The 15411-nt window shown below is 38.9% G+C and carries 17 protein-coding genes; 1 reads left to right on the top strand and 16 read right to left on the bottom strand.

The window, feature by feature from the left end:
- Positions 1-81: 81 nt before the first annotated feature.
- The 5 genes from rsmA to metG all read right to left on the bottom strand — a co-directional run bounded on the left by rsmA (position 82) and on the right by metG (position 6237).
- A complete protein-coding gene (rsmA, locus tag CRO56_RS21935) occupies positions 82-966 on the bottom strand; it encodes a 16S rRNA (adenine(1518)-N(6)/adenine(1519)-N(6))-dimethyltransferase RsmA (RefSeq protein ID WP_097160772.1) in 885 nt (294 codons plus the stop codon).
- Complete coding sequence (gene rnmV / locus CRO56_RS21940) at positions 963-1574, bottom strand: ribonuclease M5 (RefSeq protein WP_281257352.1); 612 nt, start codon at positions 1572-1574, stop codon at positions 963-965. The genes rsmA and rnmV overlap by 4 nt, the downstream gene beginning before the upstream one ends.
- Before the next feature lie 258 nt (positions 1575-1832).
- Positions 1833-3029: a resuscitation-promoting factor gene (locus tag CRO56_RS21945; RefSeq protein ID WP_245856070.1), complete on the bottom strand. Its 1197-nt coding sequence runs from the start codon at positions 3027-3029 to the stop codon at positions 1833-1835.
- Positions 3030-3254: 225 nt separating this feature from the next.
- Entirely contained in the window at positions 3255-4022 is a 768-nt protein-coding gene (locus CRO56_RS21950; protein WP_097160773.1) for a TatD family hydrolase, read from the bottom strand.
- A 253-nt stretch (positions 4023-4275) separates the two neighbouring features.
- Positions 4276-6237, bottom strand: coding sequence for a methionine--tRNA ligase (gene metG, locus CRO56_RS21955; RefSeq protein WP_097160774.1), 1962 nt, complete (start codon positions 6235-6237; stop codon positions 4276-4278).
- 647 nt (positions 6238-6884) lie between these two features.
- On the opposite strand from metG, the gene CRO56_RS21960 reads away from it, so the two are divergent.
- The gene (locus CRO56_RS21960) at positions 6885-7172 is read left to right on the top strand and encodes a transition state genes transcriptional regulator AbrB (RefSeq protein WP_097160775.1); all 288 of its coding nucleotides are present in this window, start codon (positions 6885-6887) and stop codon (positions 7170-7172) included.
- Between the two features lie 54 nt (positions 7173-7226).
- On the opposite strand, the gene rsmI is transcribed toward CRO56_RS21960, so the two are convergent.
- The 11 genes from rsmI to CRO56_RS22015 form a co-directional block, all read right to left on the bottom strand.
- Positions 7227-8096, bottom strand: a complete 870-nt coding sequence (rsmI, locus tag CRO56_RS21965) for a 16S rRNA (cytidine(1402)-2'-O)-methyltransferase (RefSeq protein WP_097160776.1) — start codon at positions 8094-8096, stop codon at positions 7227-7229.
- Entirely contained in the window at positions 8096-8362 is a 267-nt protein-coding gene (locus tag CRO56_RS21970; protein ID WP_097160777.1) for a GIY-YIG nuclease family protein, read from the bottom strand. The genes rsmI and CRO56_RS21970 overlap by 1 nt, the downstream gene beginning before the upstream one ends.
- Positions 8349-9092 carry a tRNA1(Val) (adenine(37)-N6)-methyltransferase gene (locus CRO56_RS21975; protein ID WP_097160778.1) on the bottom strand — a complete coding sequence of 248 codons (744 nt, stop codon included), beginning with the start codon at positions 9090-9092 and terminating at the stop codon, positions 8349-8351. The genes CRO56_RS21970 and CRO56_RS21975 overlap by 14 nt, the downstream gene beginning before the upstream one ends.
- A 108-nt stretch (positions 9093-9200) precedes the next feature.
- On the bottom strand, positions 9201-9560 hold the full coding sequence (gene yabA / locus CRO56_RS21980; protein WP_097160779.1) for a DNA replication initiation control protein YabA: 360 nt from the start codon (positions 9558-9560) through the stop codon (positions 9201-9203).
- 26 nt (positions 9561-9586) lie between these two features.
- A complete protein-coding gene (locus CRO56_RS21985; protein WP_097160780.1) occupies positions 9587-10402 on the bottom strand; it encodes a PSP1 domain-containing protein in 816 nt (271 codons plus the stop codon).
- 2 nt (positions 10403-10404) lie between these two features.
- Positions 10405-11403, bottom strand: a complete 999-nt coding sequence (gene holB, locus CRO56_RS21990; RefSeq protein WP_097160781.1) for a DNA polymerase III subunit delta' — start codon at positions 11401-11403, stop codon at positions 10405-10407.
- 13 nt (positions 11404-11416) lie between these two features.
- On the bottom strand, positions 11417-11857 hold the full coding sequence (locus CRO56_RS21995; protein ID WP_097160782.1) for a YaaR family protein: 441 nt from the start codon (positions 11855-11857) through the stop codon (positions 11417-11419).
- A 105-nt stretch (positions 11858-11962) separates the two neighbouring features.
- On the bottom strand, positions 11963-12292 hold the full coding sequence (locus tag CRO56_RS22000) for a cyclic-di-AMP receptor (RefSeq protein WP_097160783.1): 330 nt from the start codon (positions 12290-12292) through the stop codon (positions 11963-11965).
- Positions 12293-12500: 208 nt separating this feature from the next.
- Complete coding sequence (gene tmk, locus CRO56_RS22005; RefSeq protein ID WP_097160784.1) at positions 12501-13142, bottom strand: dTMP kinase; 642 nt, start codon at positions 13140-13142, stop codon at positions 12501-12503.
- Positions 13143-13155: 13 nt separating this feature from the next.
- Entirely contained in the window at positions 13156-14583 is a 1428-nt protein-coding gene (locus CRO56_RS22010) for an aminotransferase class I/II-fold pyridoxal phosphate-dependent enzyme (protein ID WP_097160785.1), read from the bottom strand.
- Between the two features lie 173 nt (positions 14584-14756).
- Positions 14757-14960: a sigma factor G inhibitor Gin gene (locus tag CRO56_RS22015; RefSeq protein WP_097160786.1), complete on the bottom strand. Its 204-nt coding sequence runs from the start codon at positions 14958-14960 to the stop codon at positions 14757-14759.
- Positions 14961-15411: the final 451 nt, after the last annotated feature.

The following is a 15411-nucleotide window of genomic DNA, read 5'->3' on the forward strand; positions in this document are numbered from 1 at the left end:
AGAGGTGAGCGCTCGGACTTGCTTAATTCTTGATAGGGCTCTAATTATAAATTAAGTTGATTTATCCGCAAGCCTAAGAGGTTATTTTTCGGCAAATATCGGATATAAGGCATTAGCAAGATTTGCAAACTCCTGAATACTTAAAGTTTCACCCCTGCGGCCAGGGTCGATGTGAATACTGTCTAATATAGCTAAAATCCCCTCTTTTTTCTCTTTTCCATTTTCAAGTCCGGAAGTTAAATTATTTAGCAGGGTTTTCCTTCTTTGTGCAAAGGCTGTTTTTGTAATGGTGAAAAAGAAATCCTCATCTGCCACTTCAACAGGAGGCTTGTCCCTTTTTGTAAGCCTCACAACAGCTGAATCTACATTAGGCTGCGGCATAAAAACAGACTTCGGTACAATCATCACCTTTTCAGGCTTCGTGTAATATTGGACGGCAATAGATAAAGAACCGTATTCCTTCGAACCCGGTTCAGCAGCCAATCGGTCTGCTACTTCTTTTTGCATCATCACAACAAACCCTCTAACCGGAATTTGATCATTTAACAGTTTCATTAAGATGGGAGTCGTTACATAATAAGGCAAATTGGCAACAACCATGACATCCTGATCTTCCTCAAAATACGCTGTCATAACTGAGCGCACATCGGCCTTTAAAACATCCTGATGCAAAATTGTTACGTTATCGTAATCGCCAAGAGTATCCTCTAAAATTGGCAAGAGACGCTGATCAATTTCAAAGGCCACTACCCTTTCACAAGCACGTGCAAGATTTTCAGTTAACGCACCAATGCCCGGGCCGATTTCAACAGCACCGCTGCCAGGCTTTAATTCAGCAAAGGAAACAATCTTTCGCAAAACATTGGGGTCAATTAAGAAATTCTGACCTAGACTCTTTTTAAAAGAGAATCCGTATTTCTCTAATATTTCTTTTGTTCTTCCTACTGTGGCAATGTCTCTATTCACTTTTGTTCCTCCTGATCCAAGTCTTCTAAAGCAGCCTTAAACTGTTCTCGCGTGATCTGAAAAGTTTGCAAACGTTTATAAAGCTGCTTCCCATTCGCGTAGCCGATTTTTAAGACTGCACCGAGTCTTTCTCTCCTGGATCTTGCTTTTTGTCCTGCAATTAATCCTGCATCTATTAAATCATCATAAGTAATCACTTCTTCTATTTGTTCAGTTGTAGTATGTGCATCTTTTAGAGCCTCTTGAATGACATCAGGTGCTGCATGTTCTACACCGACACCTCGTCCCCGCTTTTCAAGGGCCAGATGTTTTGGCAGAAAAGCATGCTTACATCCCGGTACTGCTTGTTCGATAATATTCCGGATACGCTGTCCTGGATAATCTGGATCGGTTAGGATGATTACTCCTCTAGTAGCCTGTGCTAATTTAATTTGCTCAATCACGTAAGGCGGAACGGCTGACCCATTTGTTTCAATGGTATCAGCTTCTACAGCCCGTTTTACCGCTACTGTATCATCTTTTCCTTCGACTACGATAATTTCTTTAATTTTTCTCACTTTTTTACCTCTATCCTGAAACATTTTTGTAACAATAACGTCTATATTCATAGATTAGTTTTTACACCTTTATAACGAAATAGTAAAGAGATTTCATTAATCGTTTGTGCAAATTTAATTTCATTGAGTTACATACTCCTTGCCCGCTAAAGAAAACTTGGCTAGCGCCAAGCCTTTAGGCGCCGGCGATTGCCTAGTTGCACTTATACTTTATTCCTAAAAATTTTAGCTGCGTCGAATTTGCTACTTTGCTAAAATTTTATACTTTCTTAAAGTAAAATAAAAAAACAGAGGAATTAAATCCCTCTGTTATTCTAAAATGGTTATTTTAACTTTTCTGACACCCCAGCGATACGCTTGTTCTTTCGTTGGGAAAAATACATCGATCTTATTGCCTTTAATCGCAGAACCTGTATCACCTGCAATTGCATGGCCATACCCTTCGACATAGACCTTCGAACCTAAAGGTATCACACTTGGATCAACGGCAATCACTTTAATATCCGGATTTGAACGCAAGTTAATCCCAGTTGCAGTTACTCCAGAACAGCCGTTACAGTATGCTGTATAAGCCGTTGAATTGACGTAGAACTCTTTACCGCTCACTGCTTCAGCTCCACGGGAAATGCTTGCTGTTTGAACTTGAGTTCCAATTGCAACAATTTTATTCTGACTTTCCTTTAAAGTCTTAGTTTCTACTAGTTTACGAGATACTTCTTTTCCATTTTCTAATACCACTTGATAGACCTTGGATACTTGGCCCTCTTGTCCTTCTTGAATTACCTTTTCAGTACCTTTTTTCAGACTGCTGTCATTTTTCGTGACAACTGCATATTCAACTGATTCTTCCACTACATCGGTGACTTTTTCTACTCGAACGACGCTCACTTTTGTCCCGTCGTCAATGGTTTGCTCTAGCTTAGGTTCAACTCGGTCAAGCTCATTAAGTTGAATCCCCTGTTGTTTTAAAAAGTCAGCGACCGTAGTCGAAGTGGACCATAGCTCCTGAGGTTTACCGCCATCTACTAATGTCACTTTGAATGCTTCCTCAACATTAATACTCAGGCCATTTTTTATTGCTGTATCCAAACCAGGAAAAATCTGATCCTGTGTTTTTACCGTAATTCCATGCTGTTCTAATAATTCTTTGACAGAATCGGCTGTCGTCCAAACCTTGTTTGGCTCTTTATCGTTAAGTGTAATTGTAACCTGTTTTGCTGGTTCCCACGCAATTTCTAGATTATTTTCTAATTTCGTATTTGCTTTTGGGAACAAATAATCTTCTGCACGAACCTGTATCTTTAATTCTCTTAAAATATCTTCTACAGTGTCTGCATGAGTTTTAACTATTCTCTCTTTACCGTCTAGCGTTAATGCAACCGTCTTCTTCGTGCCTTGGTACACCATTAACGTTAGCGCCAGCAAAAAGACTAGTGCGCCGAATGATAACAGTAAAAGTCTCCTTTTACTCATTTCGGAAAACAGGTTTTTCACGGTATTATTCACGATGAAAAACGCCTCCTTCTCCACGGAAGTGATTATATAGAGAGTTACTCTGCATGTCAACCCCTTAAACTTTTTCGAAGGTAATCATAATTATGCATGACCCCCACAAGAAAGGGAAGAAAGACTTATCGACACATATACCTATGAATAAAAGAAGACGTGTAGAACTTTAGAGAATTCGCGAAAAATGGGACAGGTGAATTCAAGTTTCGACAAGAATTAATGTCATGATATGCCGAAAAGTTTTTTTGCATTAGCTGTTGTTTGCGCCGTAACCTCTTCATATGTGAGGTCCTTAATTCTTGCTATTTCTTCAGCAACTAAAGAGACATAGGATGGTTCGTTTCTTTTGCCTCTATACGGATGTGGAGCTAGATACGGACAATCTGTTTCAATCAATAGCCTGTCTAACGGAACAGCTGCCGCCACTTCCTTTGGCTTTTTGGCATTTTTGAAAGTAACAGGTCCCCCCAGTGATATATAAAAGTTTAAGTCTAGGCACTGTTTCGCAATTTCAACACTTCCGCTAAAACAATGCATAATGCCTCCGACTTCATTGGCCCCTTCTTCTCTTAAAATATTTACAACGTCCTCGGTTGCTTCCCGATTATGAATAATGATGGGAAGCTTTACTTTTTTCGCCAGCCGAATTTGTTTCCTAAATACTTCGTATTGCACCTCTTTCGGTGTTTTATCCCAATGATAGTCTAATCCCATCTCTCCAAGAGCCACTACTTTCGGATGGACAGAGAGTGATTCTAACCATTCTAGATCAGATTCCGTCATATCAATCGCATCAACCGGATGCCATCCTATACTCGCATAAATAAAATCATAGGTTTCAGCCAAATCAATCGCACGCTTGATAGTTGGCCGATCAAATCCTACTACCACCATATTTTTTACATCTTTTTGCAAGGCTCTTTCGATTACTTCGTTTAAATCCTCTTCAAATTGTTTATCATTTAAATGCACGTGTGTATCAAATAGCATGTTTTACACTCCTCATTCTATCTAAAATACTAATATAAAGCTGCTCCCGGAAATTATAGAAAGAAAACAAATGAATTTTATTCATATAATATCGTTTCATAATGTTACAAATAATTTTTTTCGATTACAACAAAAACTACTGTAATATATGGTTTTTTATTACTTGTTTTATTTAATGAAACAAAAAACATAGGATTGTAACACGCGTTTGTTTCACGTGAAACATTCCTATGTTTTTCCGATATAATAAATGTTATTTCACTTTAGCTCCAATTTCCAACTCGTTATCCACCGTTGCCAACGACAAGACACCATCTTTTGAGCCTGCTAAAATCATTCCTTCTGACAACTCGCCACGGAGTTTGACAGGCTTCAGATTCGTAACGCAAATCACTTTCTTCCCAATGAGATCTTCAGGCTTGTAATATTGAGCAATGCCGGAAACAACTTGGCGCTTTTCATAGCCCAAATCTAATTGAAGCTTTAATAATTTATCGGCTTTTTTAACCGGTTCAGCATGAATAACCTCTGCTACGCGAAGTTCAACTTTCATAAAATCATCGATTGTGATTTCATTCACTTCTTCAATCTCTTCTTTTTCCTTTTTAGGTTCGTTTTGCGGCTGTGCTACGCCTTGCATTTTTTCCTTTATATATTGAACTTCATCTTCCACTTCCAGGCGAGGGAATATCGGCTCACCTTTTTTAACTCTCGTTCCCGCAGGGATTTTCCCAAATTCAGCAAGACTTTCCCAAGACTTTAACTCAGGGTCGGTTATTTGAAGCTGCTCGAAAATAAGAGCTGGTGTTTTTGTTAGGAAAGGTTGAAGCAGAACAGCAATTCTTCTTAATGAATCGGCAAGGTGAACCATAACGCTTGCCAATTCGTCCCTTTTTGTTCCCTCTTTGGCTAAAACCCAAGGTTGAGTCTCATCGATAAATTTATTGGTTCTGCTCACAAGCTGCCATAATGAGGCGAGCGCTACCGAAAACTCCATATCTTCCATAGCCGCTTCATATTTCTTCACTGTCTCCATATTAACTTCCAATAAGCTTTGTTCAAACGAATGAGTAGAACCATTATATACCGGAATTTCACCATCAAAATATTTATCAATCATCGCAACAGTCCGGTTTAAAAGATTTCCTAAATCATTGGCTAAGTCGAAGTTTATTCTTTCAACAAATCCCTCTGGTGTAAAAACTCCGTCTGATCCAAAAGGTACTTCACGCAATAAATAATAACGAAGCGAATCTAATCCGTAACGATCAATTAGAGTGACCGGATCAACGACATTCCCTTTTGATTTAGACATCTTTCCGTCTTTCATAAGCAGCCAGCCATGGCCAAATACCTTTTTAGGAAGCGGGAGATCCAACGCCATCAGCATAATTGGCCAATAAATTGTATGGAAGCGAATAATTTCCTTCCCAACTAAATGAACATCCGCAGGCCAATATTTCTTATATTTCTCATCATTCTCACTGCCATATCCTAATGCTGTAATATAGTTAGAAAGGGCATCAATCCAAACATATATGACATGTTTTGGATCCCCTGGCACTTTAATTCCCCAATCAAAGGTGGTTCTTGAAACCGCTAAATCTTCCAGCCCAGGCTTAATAAAGTTATTAATCATTTCGTTTTTGCGTGATTCTGGCTGGATAAATTCAGGATGGTCCTCGTAATATTGAACTAATCGGTCCACATATTTACTCATTTTAAAGAAATACGATTCCTCTTTAACCTTTTCAACAGGACGGCCGCAGTCCGGGCAATTTCCATCTGCTAACTGACGCTCTGTAAAAAACGATTCACAAGGTGTACAATACCATCCTTCATATTTATCCAAATAAATATCTCCTTGCTCAAGGAGCTTGGCAAATATTTTTTCAACCGCAGCTTTATGCCGGTCTTCTGTTGTCCGAATAAAATCATTGTAGGAAATATCGAGTTTGTCCCACAATTCCTTAATGCCTGATACGATGTCATCGACATAATTTTTAGGGGTAACTCCTTTTTCTTCTGCTTTCCTTTGAATTTTTTGTCCATGCTCATCTGTACCGGTCAGATACATAACATCAAAGCCTCTCAGACGTTTATAGCGGGCCATTGCATCACCAGCCACTGTTGTATAAGCATGCCCTATATGAAGATTCCCGCTAGGGTAATATATAGGTGTTGTAATATAAAATGTTTGATTGGATTTTCCCATACTAACGTCCTCCAATTTTTAATCTTTAAAACCGATTATAAATATTTAAATAGAAAATTTAAAGAAAACTTGGATATTATATAAGAGAAAGCTTGGTGGCAGCTCACTTTCATTTCATTTAAACACAAAATGCACAGGATCATTATCTAACCTTTACCTTCTATTTTAACGCATACCTATCTAATTGTAACCTTATTACAACCCTCTCTATTCCTATTTAGCAACAGATTTTGCCATATTCCTATCTATATGTTTTAAACAGTTGCCTATAAGGATATTCATTATTGATATTTTTTCAAGCGGCCATCTCTAAATAGTTTCATAACTTTTTATATTGAAAAATATCAAATTATACGCTATTAATCATCTAAAGAAAAAGGAATCAATTAGAACTTTGTCGAACTATATGTTGGTAATTGTCGAAAAATATTGCGATCTTTTTTCCAACTTACATATACAAAAAACCTTGATATAATAGGATTATTTAACCATTTTTAAAAAAGTGGCCATACCAATAAAATAAAATTATTGACGGATTTGGGAAAGGCTGGTATCATAAATTCATAGAAATTTGTCGAATAATGACGAAAGCAAATAAACGAAAATGAATAGAATCTTATTTTAAAAATTTGAGAGGAGAAACTCCAATGAAATCCACTGGTATTGTAAGAAAAGTTGATGAGCTTGGCCGTGTAGTTATTCCTATTGAGCTTCGCAGAACTCTGGGCATTGCTGAAAAAGATGCTTTAGAAATCTATGTTGATGATGAAAAAATTATTTTAAAGAAATACAAACCAAACATGACTTGCCACATCACTGGTGAAGTTTCCGATCATAACATTGCACTCGCAGGCGGTAAACTAGTACTTAGCCGTGAAGGTGCGGAAATGTTAATTAACGAAATTCAAAACCAATTTCATGTAAAAGCTAACTAATTCCAGCCTTCTAAAAAGCAAAAGGGTCTCCTTTAGAACCTTTTGCTTTTTTATTTAGTCAATATGATACGCCTGGTACACATCTCTTTTAGCCATTGAGCGGTCAGTCGCTGTTTGTTTAATGGCTTCTTTTGAGGTTAACCCTTTTTCTTCTATATAATAGCTTACGTGCTCTTCAATCGAAAGTGGTGCCCACCAAAGAACTGCTTCATCCTTTTGAGATTCTCCTCCTTCAATGATAAGGCAAATCTCTCCTTTTAGGGGCTCATCCTTCACCACATTAACGAGCTCTTCGACAGTACCACGTATATATTCTTCGTGTACCTTTGTTAATTCCCGACAGATAGCCGCATGACGGTTCCCCAAAACATGCAATACGTCATCTAATGTTTCCTTTATGCGATGCGGAGCTTCGTAAAAAATAAGAGTTTCGGCGCGATTATGCAGCTGTTCCAGTTCAGTTCTGCGTTCCTTCTTACTTCTATTTAAAAATCCATGAAAATAAAAGGGCTGAGGTTTGAGCCCTGAGGCAATAAGAGCGGTAATCGCTGCATTTGCTCCGGGTAACGCAATGACAGGTATCAATTCTTTTTGACATAAAGCAACGAGCTCCCAGCCAGGATCTGAAATAGCGGGTAAACCGGCATCGGAAACAAGTGCTACTTTTTTTCCTTCCTTCATGGCTGCTACCAGCTTTTCCCCACTCGATTCCTTATTGTGTTCATGATAACTTGTAAGGGGCGTATGAATGTCAAAATGATTACAAAGTTTTCTTGTATTGCGAGTGTCCTCCGCTGCAATCATGTCCGCTTCTTTTAAAATTTCAACAGCTCTATAGGTCATATCTTTTAAATTTCCAATTGGGGTGGGAACAAGAAAAAGAACCCCTTCCCAATCTTGTTTAAAGCTTTTTTGCTTCTGCATTATCCTTGTCTCCCCTTAGATTTTAAAAATTGCTCCTTTTCTCTCCGGGAAAGGCGCTTAAATGCATACTCTTCTTGTAATGCCTCCCGTTTTGATGCAAAGGCTTTTTCGTAAATACATGTTACCGGTAATCGGGAACGGGTGTACTTCGCGCCTTTTCCGGCGTTATGGGTCAATACCCGTTTATTCACATCTGTTGAGTACCCGGTATAGTAGCTGCCATCTGCACACTCTAATACATAAATAAAGTGTTTATTGTTTTCCATACAAAAGCTCCCTCACTTCTTCTGTATACTCGTTCTCATTCGTATAAATATAAAGTGGCGGGAGGATTTTTAAATCAGGATTCGCATCCTTCATTCCTTCTACTAAAATCATATTGGCTTCTTTTCCTTCCTTGGGATACACGAAGCGCAGACGCTTTGGCTCGAGCTTATAATGTCTCAATAGCATTAATATGTCCATAAGTCTTGCTGGGCGATGAACCAAGGCAACTTTTCCGCCAGGCTTTACTAATTTTGCAGAGACTGAGATGACATCCTCTAAAGTGCAGGTAATTTCATGACGAGCGAGAGCAAAATAATAATTTTGATTTTGCACTTCTTTCGAAAGTGTTTGAAAATAAGGCGGGTTACACGTGATCACGTCATACACAGCGTGACCTAATATTGAGGGCATCTCTTTTAGGTCCCCATGAATCATTTGAATCTGATCATCTAGTCCATTCAACAAAATGCTTCTCACTGCCATGTTATATAACCGTTCCTGAATCTCTACACCCGTTACGTTAGCCCGGGTACGCCCTGATAAAAGTAAAGGAATTACGCCATTTCCGCTGCATAAATCTAGAACTTGTCCTTTTTGTATCGGAACATAAGCAAAACGGGCTAATAGAACAGCATCTAGCGAAAACGAGAAGACAGTGGGGCTTTGAATAATGCGCAAATTCTCTGCTAATAAATAATCTAACCTCTCATCATCCTTTAACCAATCCATAAAATACCCCTTTATTTTATAAGTGTTGCCTAAATGCCTAGGCATATTTCCGTGCTTTTTCGAAACTGCTTAAAAAAGAGCCTTCCATAACGGAAGACTCTCACCCATTTATTTTTTATTGAGAAAAGATAAGCAAAACAAACAGTCTCCCTCATGACGAGGACTTCCAAAATGGAGATTGCAGATATGGAATCCTTCCTGATAAAGACGGGCTAAATTATCATATCCTTCCCCGATATCAATTCCCCGTTCTAACGGATTCTGTCCATCACCTTCGTTTTGTCGCTGGCCATCTTTAGAGGTGGTTTGCTCTAAACGCTTGCGAAGATGGTCATTTTCAATCTTTAATGTGTTGTTTTCCTCTAAAATTTCTGCCAAATGCTGCTTCATTTCCCCAAGTTGCTGATACAAATGACCAATTTGTTGCTCCATGCTACTTAATGCATCAAAAATTTCTCTTTTTTCCAAAGCTATCCACCTCGAAGATTTGCGGATTAGTGGGAAACAGCATCCTGATTTCTTAATTCATCAAGCGTATACTCTAGAACTCTTCCATGCTCTGGGATTTCGATTTGCATAACCCGCTCTAAAATATTTAATCCAACGATTTTTCCTTCCCCAATTGGAGTTTGTATGGATTCGCCGATATCCGGCAATTCATTTCTAGCCATTTCATATTCATCATTCTCGTACTTCAGGCAACACATTAAACGACCGCATAGCCCCGAGATCTTTGTAGGGTTTAAGGAAAGATTTTGATCCTTTGCCATTTTAATAGAAACGGGTTCAAAGTCCCCTAAAAACGTTGAGCAGCACAACATCCTCCCACATGGACCAATTCCGCCTAACATTTTCGCCTCATCCCGAACCCCAATTTGACGGAGTTCAATCCGAGTTCGAAAAATCGCAGCAAGATCCTTTACTAATTCTCTAAAATCTACACGTCCGTCAGCCGTGAAATAAAAAATGACTTTATTCCGATCAAATGTATATTCGACATCGACCAGCTTCATATCCAGTCCATGTTCTTCTACCTTGTCACTGCATACCTGATAAGCTTCTCTTGTTGCCGCTTTATTCTCTTCAACAATAAGTCGATCCTTTTGATCTGCAATCCGAAGAACCTTTTTTAATGGAAGTACAACATCATGTTCACCAACCTCTTTGGGTGCAATAACAATTCTTCCATATTCAACACCTCGGACAGTTTCAACAATGACGAAATCGTCCTTCTGGAGTAATAGGTCCCCTGGATCGAAGTAATAGATTTTACCGGCTTTCTTAAACCTGACGCCTACAACCTTATACACGCTTACGATCCCTCCTTTAAGTTCAGTACCATTTGTTCCATAAGGAGCTGATTATTCGTATGGGCATCTAGCATCCGCTTGGTGTGCAAAATGGTTTCTATAGAGTTTAAGACAGTGGTCTGTGAAATACTTAAGGCAGATCGCTCTAATTCACCAACAATAGAGGGAAATATTAATTTTTCCTTTCTATTCAATTGAATCGATAACAGATCTCTATATATAAATAAGAGCATTTGCAAGCCCATATTCACTTGTTCCCGATCTTGGAAATGCTTGTACCATTCTTGTTGAAGCCATAAAAGTGCTTCTTCTTCACTTTTTTGTAGGGCTTCATGTAATTTTACCACTTTCTTTCGTGCTTGTGCAAACCACTCATCTGAAAATAATGCTAGTGCCTCATCAATATTTTGTGTTAATTGGGAAAGAAGGGGAGCCATATCTTGTGGTATGCCGCTTGAGATGAGCTGCTTAATTAGAAGATTAGCAGACAATGGCCTAAATGACACAACCTGACAGCGTGAAAGGATGGTACTTAACATATTATGGATTTGTTCTGTAATTAATACAGCCATCGTCTGAGAATGCGGTTCTTCTAAAAATTTTAATAAACTATTCGCTGCATTCGTCGTCATTCGGTCGGCGTGTACAATGGCATAAAATTTTTTCGTCGATTCCATCCCCGATTTTGAGAACTCCATTTGCAGTTCCTGAATTTGACCCTTTTTAATCGACTGTCCATCTGGTTGTACTATATGTACATCAGGATGATTTCCACTCTCAATTCTTTTGCAGTGATGACATTCCCCGCAAGGCTCGCAGTCCTCAATCCGATTGATACAGAAAAAGCTTTGAGCAAGGAGTTTACTGGCTTGTACCTTTCCAGTCCCTCTCGTTCCTTCAAATAAATAAGCATGAGCCAGCCGATCTCGCTGTAGAGCATTTCGAATCATTTTCTCAGCAGTTGGCTGTTTTGCTTTAAATTCTTCCCATTGTGCGCTCAAGGGTATTCACCTCTTATGTATACAGGTTTATCAGCAAACCCTTTATTTCTCCGATTTGTTCTAGGAGATCGAGCGATTCCTGTTCGCTATTCATAAGCTCTTCCGTTAAAGAAATAAGTTTTTCATCTATCGTTTCAACCAGTCTAAGTGTCCGATTTTCACCATAGCCACTCCAGCTCTTGGACTGCTTTAAATTAAAACCATAATCGACTGCCTCTTTAACAAATCTTTTAACAAGAGTCTTAAACTTGGCTAAATCCTGAAACTGACGTGAGCGGACAAGCCTTTGCCCTGCGACATCGATATCTTTTAATAAACGTCCTAATTCTTCCGTCTTTAAACGGTTTCCCTGTTTTTCCACAATGGAATGGAAGGAATTCGTCTGATTCGCAGCTGCTCTAAGATCTTGTCTAAGCGGATCTAGACCAACTCGAACGTCCTGCTGTATTTTCATGGTTCATCACCTATTCTTGTATGCGAAGGTAATCGCAAAGAAGAAATGGCACTTGGGCCATTTGACTTTTTCCCCAGTAAAAACCTTCTGCTTCTAAAATTTATTTTAAAAATGCATAAACTGTTCAACTGGCAATACAAATACGGTAGCTCCCCCTACTTCAATTTCAACGGGGTAAGGTACATATGAATCGGCATTTCCCCCCATAGGTGATACAGGTGCTACCAATTGCTCACGAGATCTGCAATTATCCTTTATTATATCTAAAGCTTTTTGAACACGGATATCTTCAGTTCCAATTAAGAACGTGGTATTGCCTGATTTTAAAAATCCCCCGGTGGATGCAAGTTTCGTCGCTCTAAAATTATGTTCAACCAGCGCATTAAGCAAACGATTACTATCCTGATCTTGAACAACAGCTAAGATTAGCTTCATTTTCCTTTCCTCCGTTTCTTCTCTTACCTTGTAGTATACCAATATATTATTGGGACGAAACATAGGTGAACGAAGTCTGAATATGTCCATTTTCCAAGTTAACCAATAACCTCAATGAACGGATGCCAATTGTATCGTTTCAACCTAAATATAATTTCTCTTATTTTTTCGTGGAATCTATCTCAAAATCCTCTTTTCTTTATAAAAATTACGATTGCTTCCATTCAACCAATTGACGGATTACTGTTTTTTCTACTTGGCTTAAAACAGAATCGAGTGGTAATTCTGCATTTACTGTAATAATTCTTTCAGGAAAAAGGTCTGAAACAAGCTGATATCCATCCCGGACTTTTTGGTGAAATTCAATCTTTTCTAGATCTAACCGGTTCACTTCACGGCCCTTATGTTTTTGAATGCGTTCAATCCCGATTTCGGGACGTATATCAAAATATATCGTTAGATCTGGCATAAGGTTCTCAATAGCAAATCGATTCACTTCTAGCACTTCATTAATTCCAATTCCTCGTGCATATCCTTGGTAAACGAGTGAGGCATCTACGAACCGATCACAAAGAACTACTTTCCCCTCATCAAGTGCAGGGATGACCTTTTCCACCAGATGCTGCCGGCGGGAGGCCGCATAAAGCAAGGCCTCTGTCTTCGGATCCATTTCCGTATGAGCAGGATTCAGTATCACTTCTCTTATTTTTTCTGCTATCGTTATACCTCCAGGTTCCCGCGTCACTACAATGGGGTAGTTGGCTTGTAAGTTTTCCGCTAACATTTGAAGAACGGTTGTCTTCCCGGCTCCCTCAGGTCCTTCAAATGTAATAAATAATCCTTTTGTCACAATATGTCTCTCCTCACGCTAATACAAGTATCTGATGCTTTTCATTCCATCCATCGCCCTGGATATGAGTGTTATGTTCTATAAATTTCTTCAATCCCTCCAAATGGTGTGGCCTAATGCTCTCTCCCGGCATAATCAATGGGATCCCCGGAGGGTATGGAATAATCATGCCGCCGGAAACTTTTCCAAGTGCCTCTGCCAGCGGTACCCACTTTTTTTCAGCAGCTTTTGCCTGAGAAATAGTGATTACAGGTGTTTTTACCTGAGAGCCTCTGCTCCATATAAGAGGCTTGAGTCTTGGTTTTTCTATAGTATGTAAGGATATCTTTTTAAGAGTACCTGCTAACAAATCTAAATAAGTCAGTGCCTCTGTTTCTTGCTCCTTTTTAAATAAAGGGAATATTAATAAAACATTGGCTGGATCGGAAAATTCAGGATATATCCCCTGTTCCTCTAGTAACCTTTGAAGCATTTGTCCACTCTCACCATTTGATAATCTTATCGTTATCTTTAATGGATCTGTATATGGATTCTGATACAGGTCAATTCCCCGAATTTTTACGAGACATTCATTTATATGTTCTTTATATGTTTTCCAAAATTGAAAATCCTCCATAGTAAAGGTTCCAAGATAGGATCTCGCATAATCAAGCGACGCCATAATTAAATAGGAGGGACTACTGGTTTGCAGTATAGAAAGGGCCTGTTGAATCGACTCAACATTAACCAATCCTTCCCGGATATGTAGATAGGCTCCCATTGTTAAGGATGGTAAAGTTTTATGAGCAGATTGAACTACAATATCTGCACCCCCCTGTAAGGCTGAACGAGGAAAAGGTTCTTTACCCAGAAAGTGGGCACCATGAGCTTCATCAACGAGTACTGGAATATTAATAGCATGAGCTTGTTGGATTAAGTCCTCGATTGGGTCTGCCATTCCATAATAATTCGGATAGGTTAATATTACAGCTTTAGCTTCTGGGTATTGCTTTAAAGCTTCGGCTAGCGTGTTAGCAGTTATCCCTTTCGCAATGCCCCATTCCTGTTCGTATTCTGGTTCCAAAAATACAGGATGCACCTTTGCTAACATTAATCCATGAATAATGGACTTATGGCTATTACGTTGGACCAGGACCACATCTCCTTCAGAGCATGTCCCATAAATCATTGCTAAGTTCCCAACCGTTGATCCATTTACTAAAAATAAACTTTGGTCACTATTGTACAAATCAGTTAAAAGCTTTTGTGATTCGAATAATATTCCTGACGGATGATACAGATCGTCCATCCCTGTAATCTCTGTTACATCCGCAGCCAAAAGCCTTGATTTTTCTTGATATAATAGCCCGCCTTTATGACCAGGAACATGAAAAGAAATGGGATTGGTTTGTATATGACGCTGAAGTGCATTATATAGAGGCATTTGTTCCTGACCATTCATCGGGTTAACTCCTTATTCTTTCAAATATATTTATTGTATCAACGATTTTCTAATTGAACAAGGCTGCATGGACGAGAAGCGTATAGGTTTACTGAATAGATATTCAATATAAAAAACGATTGCTTGCCCAAGCAATCGTTTGTTTTTGACCTGTTCTTTATTAATCTTTTAACCTATGAATAAATCTGAATCCCTTTCATCTTTCTTAGCTTCTCAATAAAATATTGATACAACGGCTCCCCGGGCTCTAAAGTCAGCATTTGTTTCTCACAGTCATTACAGAGAAAAGATGTATACAAATGAATCCCTTCATTTTTCTCTTCTTCACAGATCATGCACAATTCCTTGATTTCCCCTGAATTTTGAATTGCACTCATATCTCCACCTCCATATCGTTAGGATGGACAAATCTCCAAGGTACTATTCAAAATTTATTCACTTTTTTGAATCGTTTACATTTTCTACGATACAGTATGGGTAAAGGTCTAATTACGTGTATGTCCTGTGAAGATGATATTTTTTTGTAGTGGTTAATAACAGCATTTTGTTTTATCAATGATTATTTACGATTTATCTACGGATTTTTAGCATGTACCAAACGGATACTTAATTAATCAATAACTTTTCTTGCTCAAATTCTGGCACACAAAAAAACAGCCTAGGATTATCGAATCCTAAGCTGTTTCCGCTTTGCCTGGCAACGTCCTACTCTCGCAGGGGGCGCCCCCAACTTCCATCGGCACTGCGGCGGCTTCCGATGACCGGCGAATTCCGGCGTCTGCTGCACTCAGTCACATCCTCGTGTACGAAGTACACTCCGGTGTTCCC

The sequence above is a fragment of the Bacillus oleivorans genome (assembly GCF_900207585.1).
Taxonomy (GTDB): domain Bacteria; phylum Bacillota; class Bacilli; order Bacillales; family JC228; genus Bacillus_BF; species Bacillus_BF oleivorans.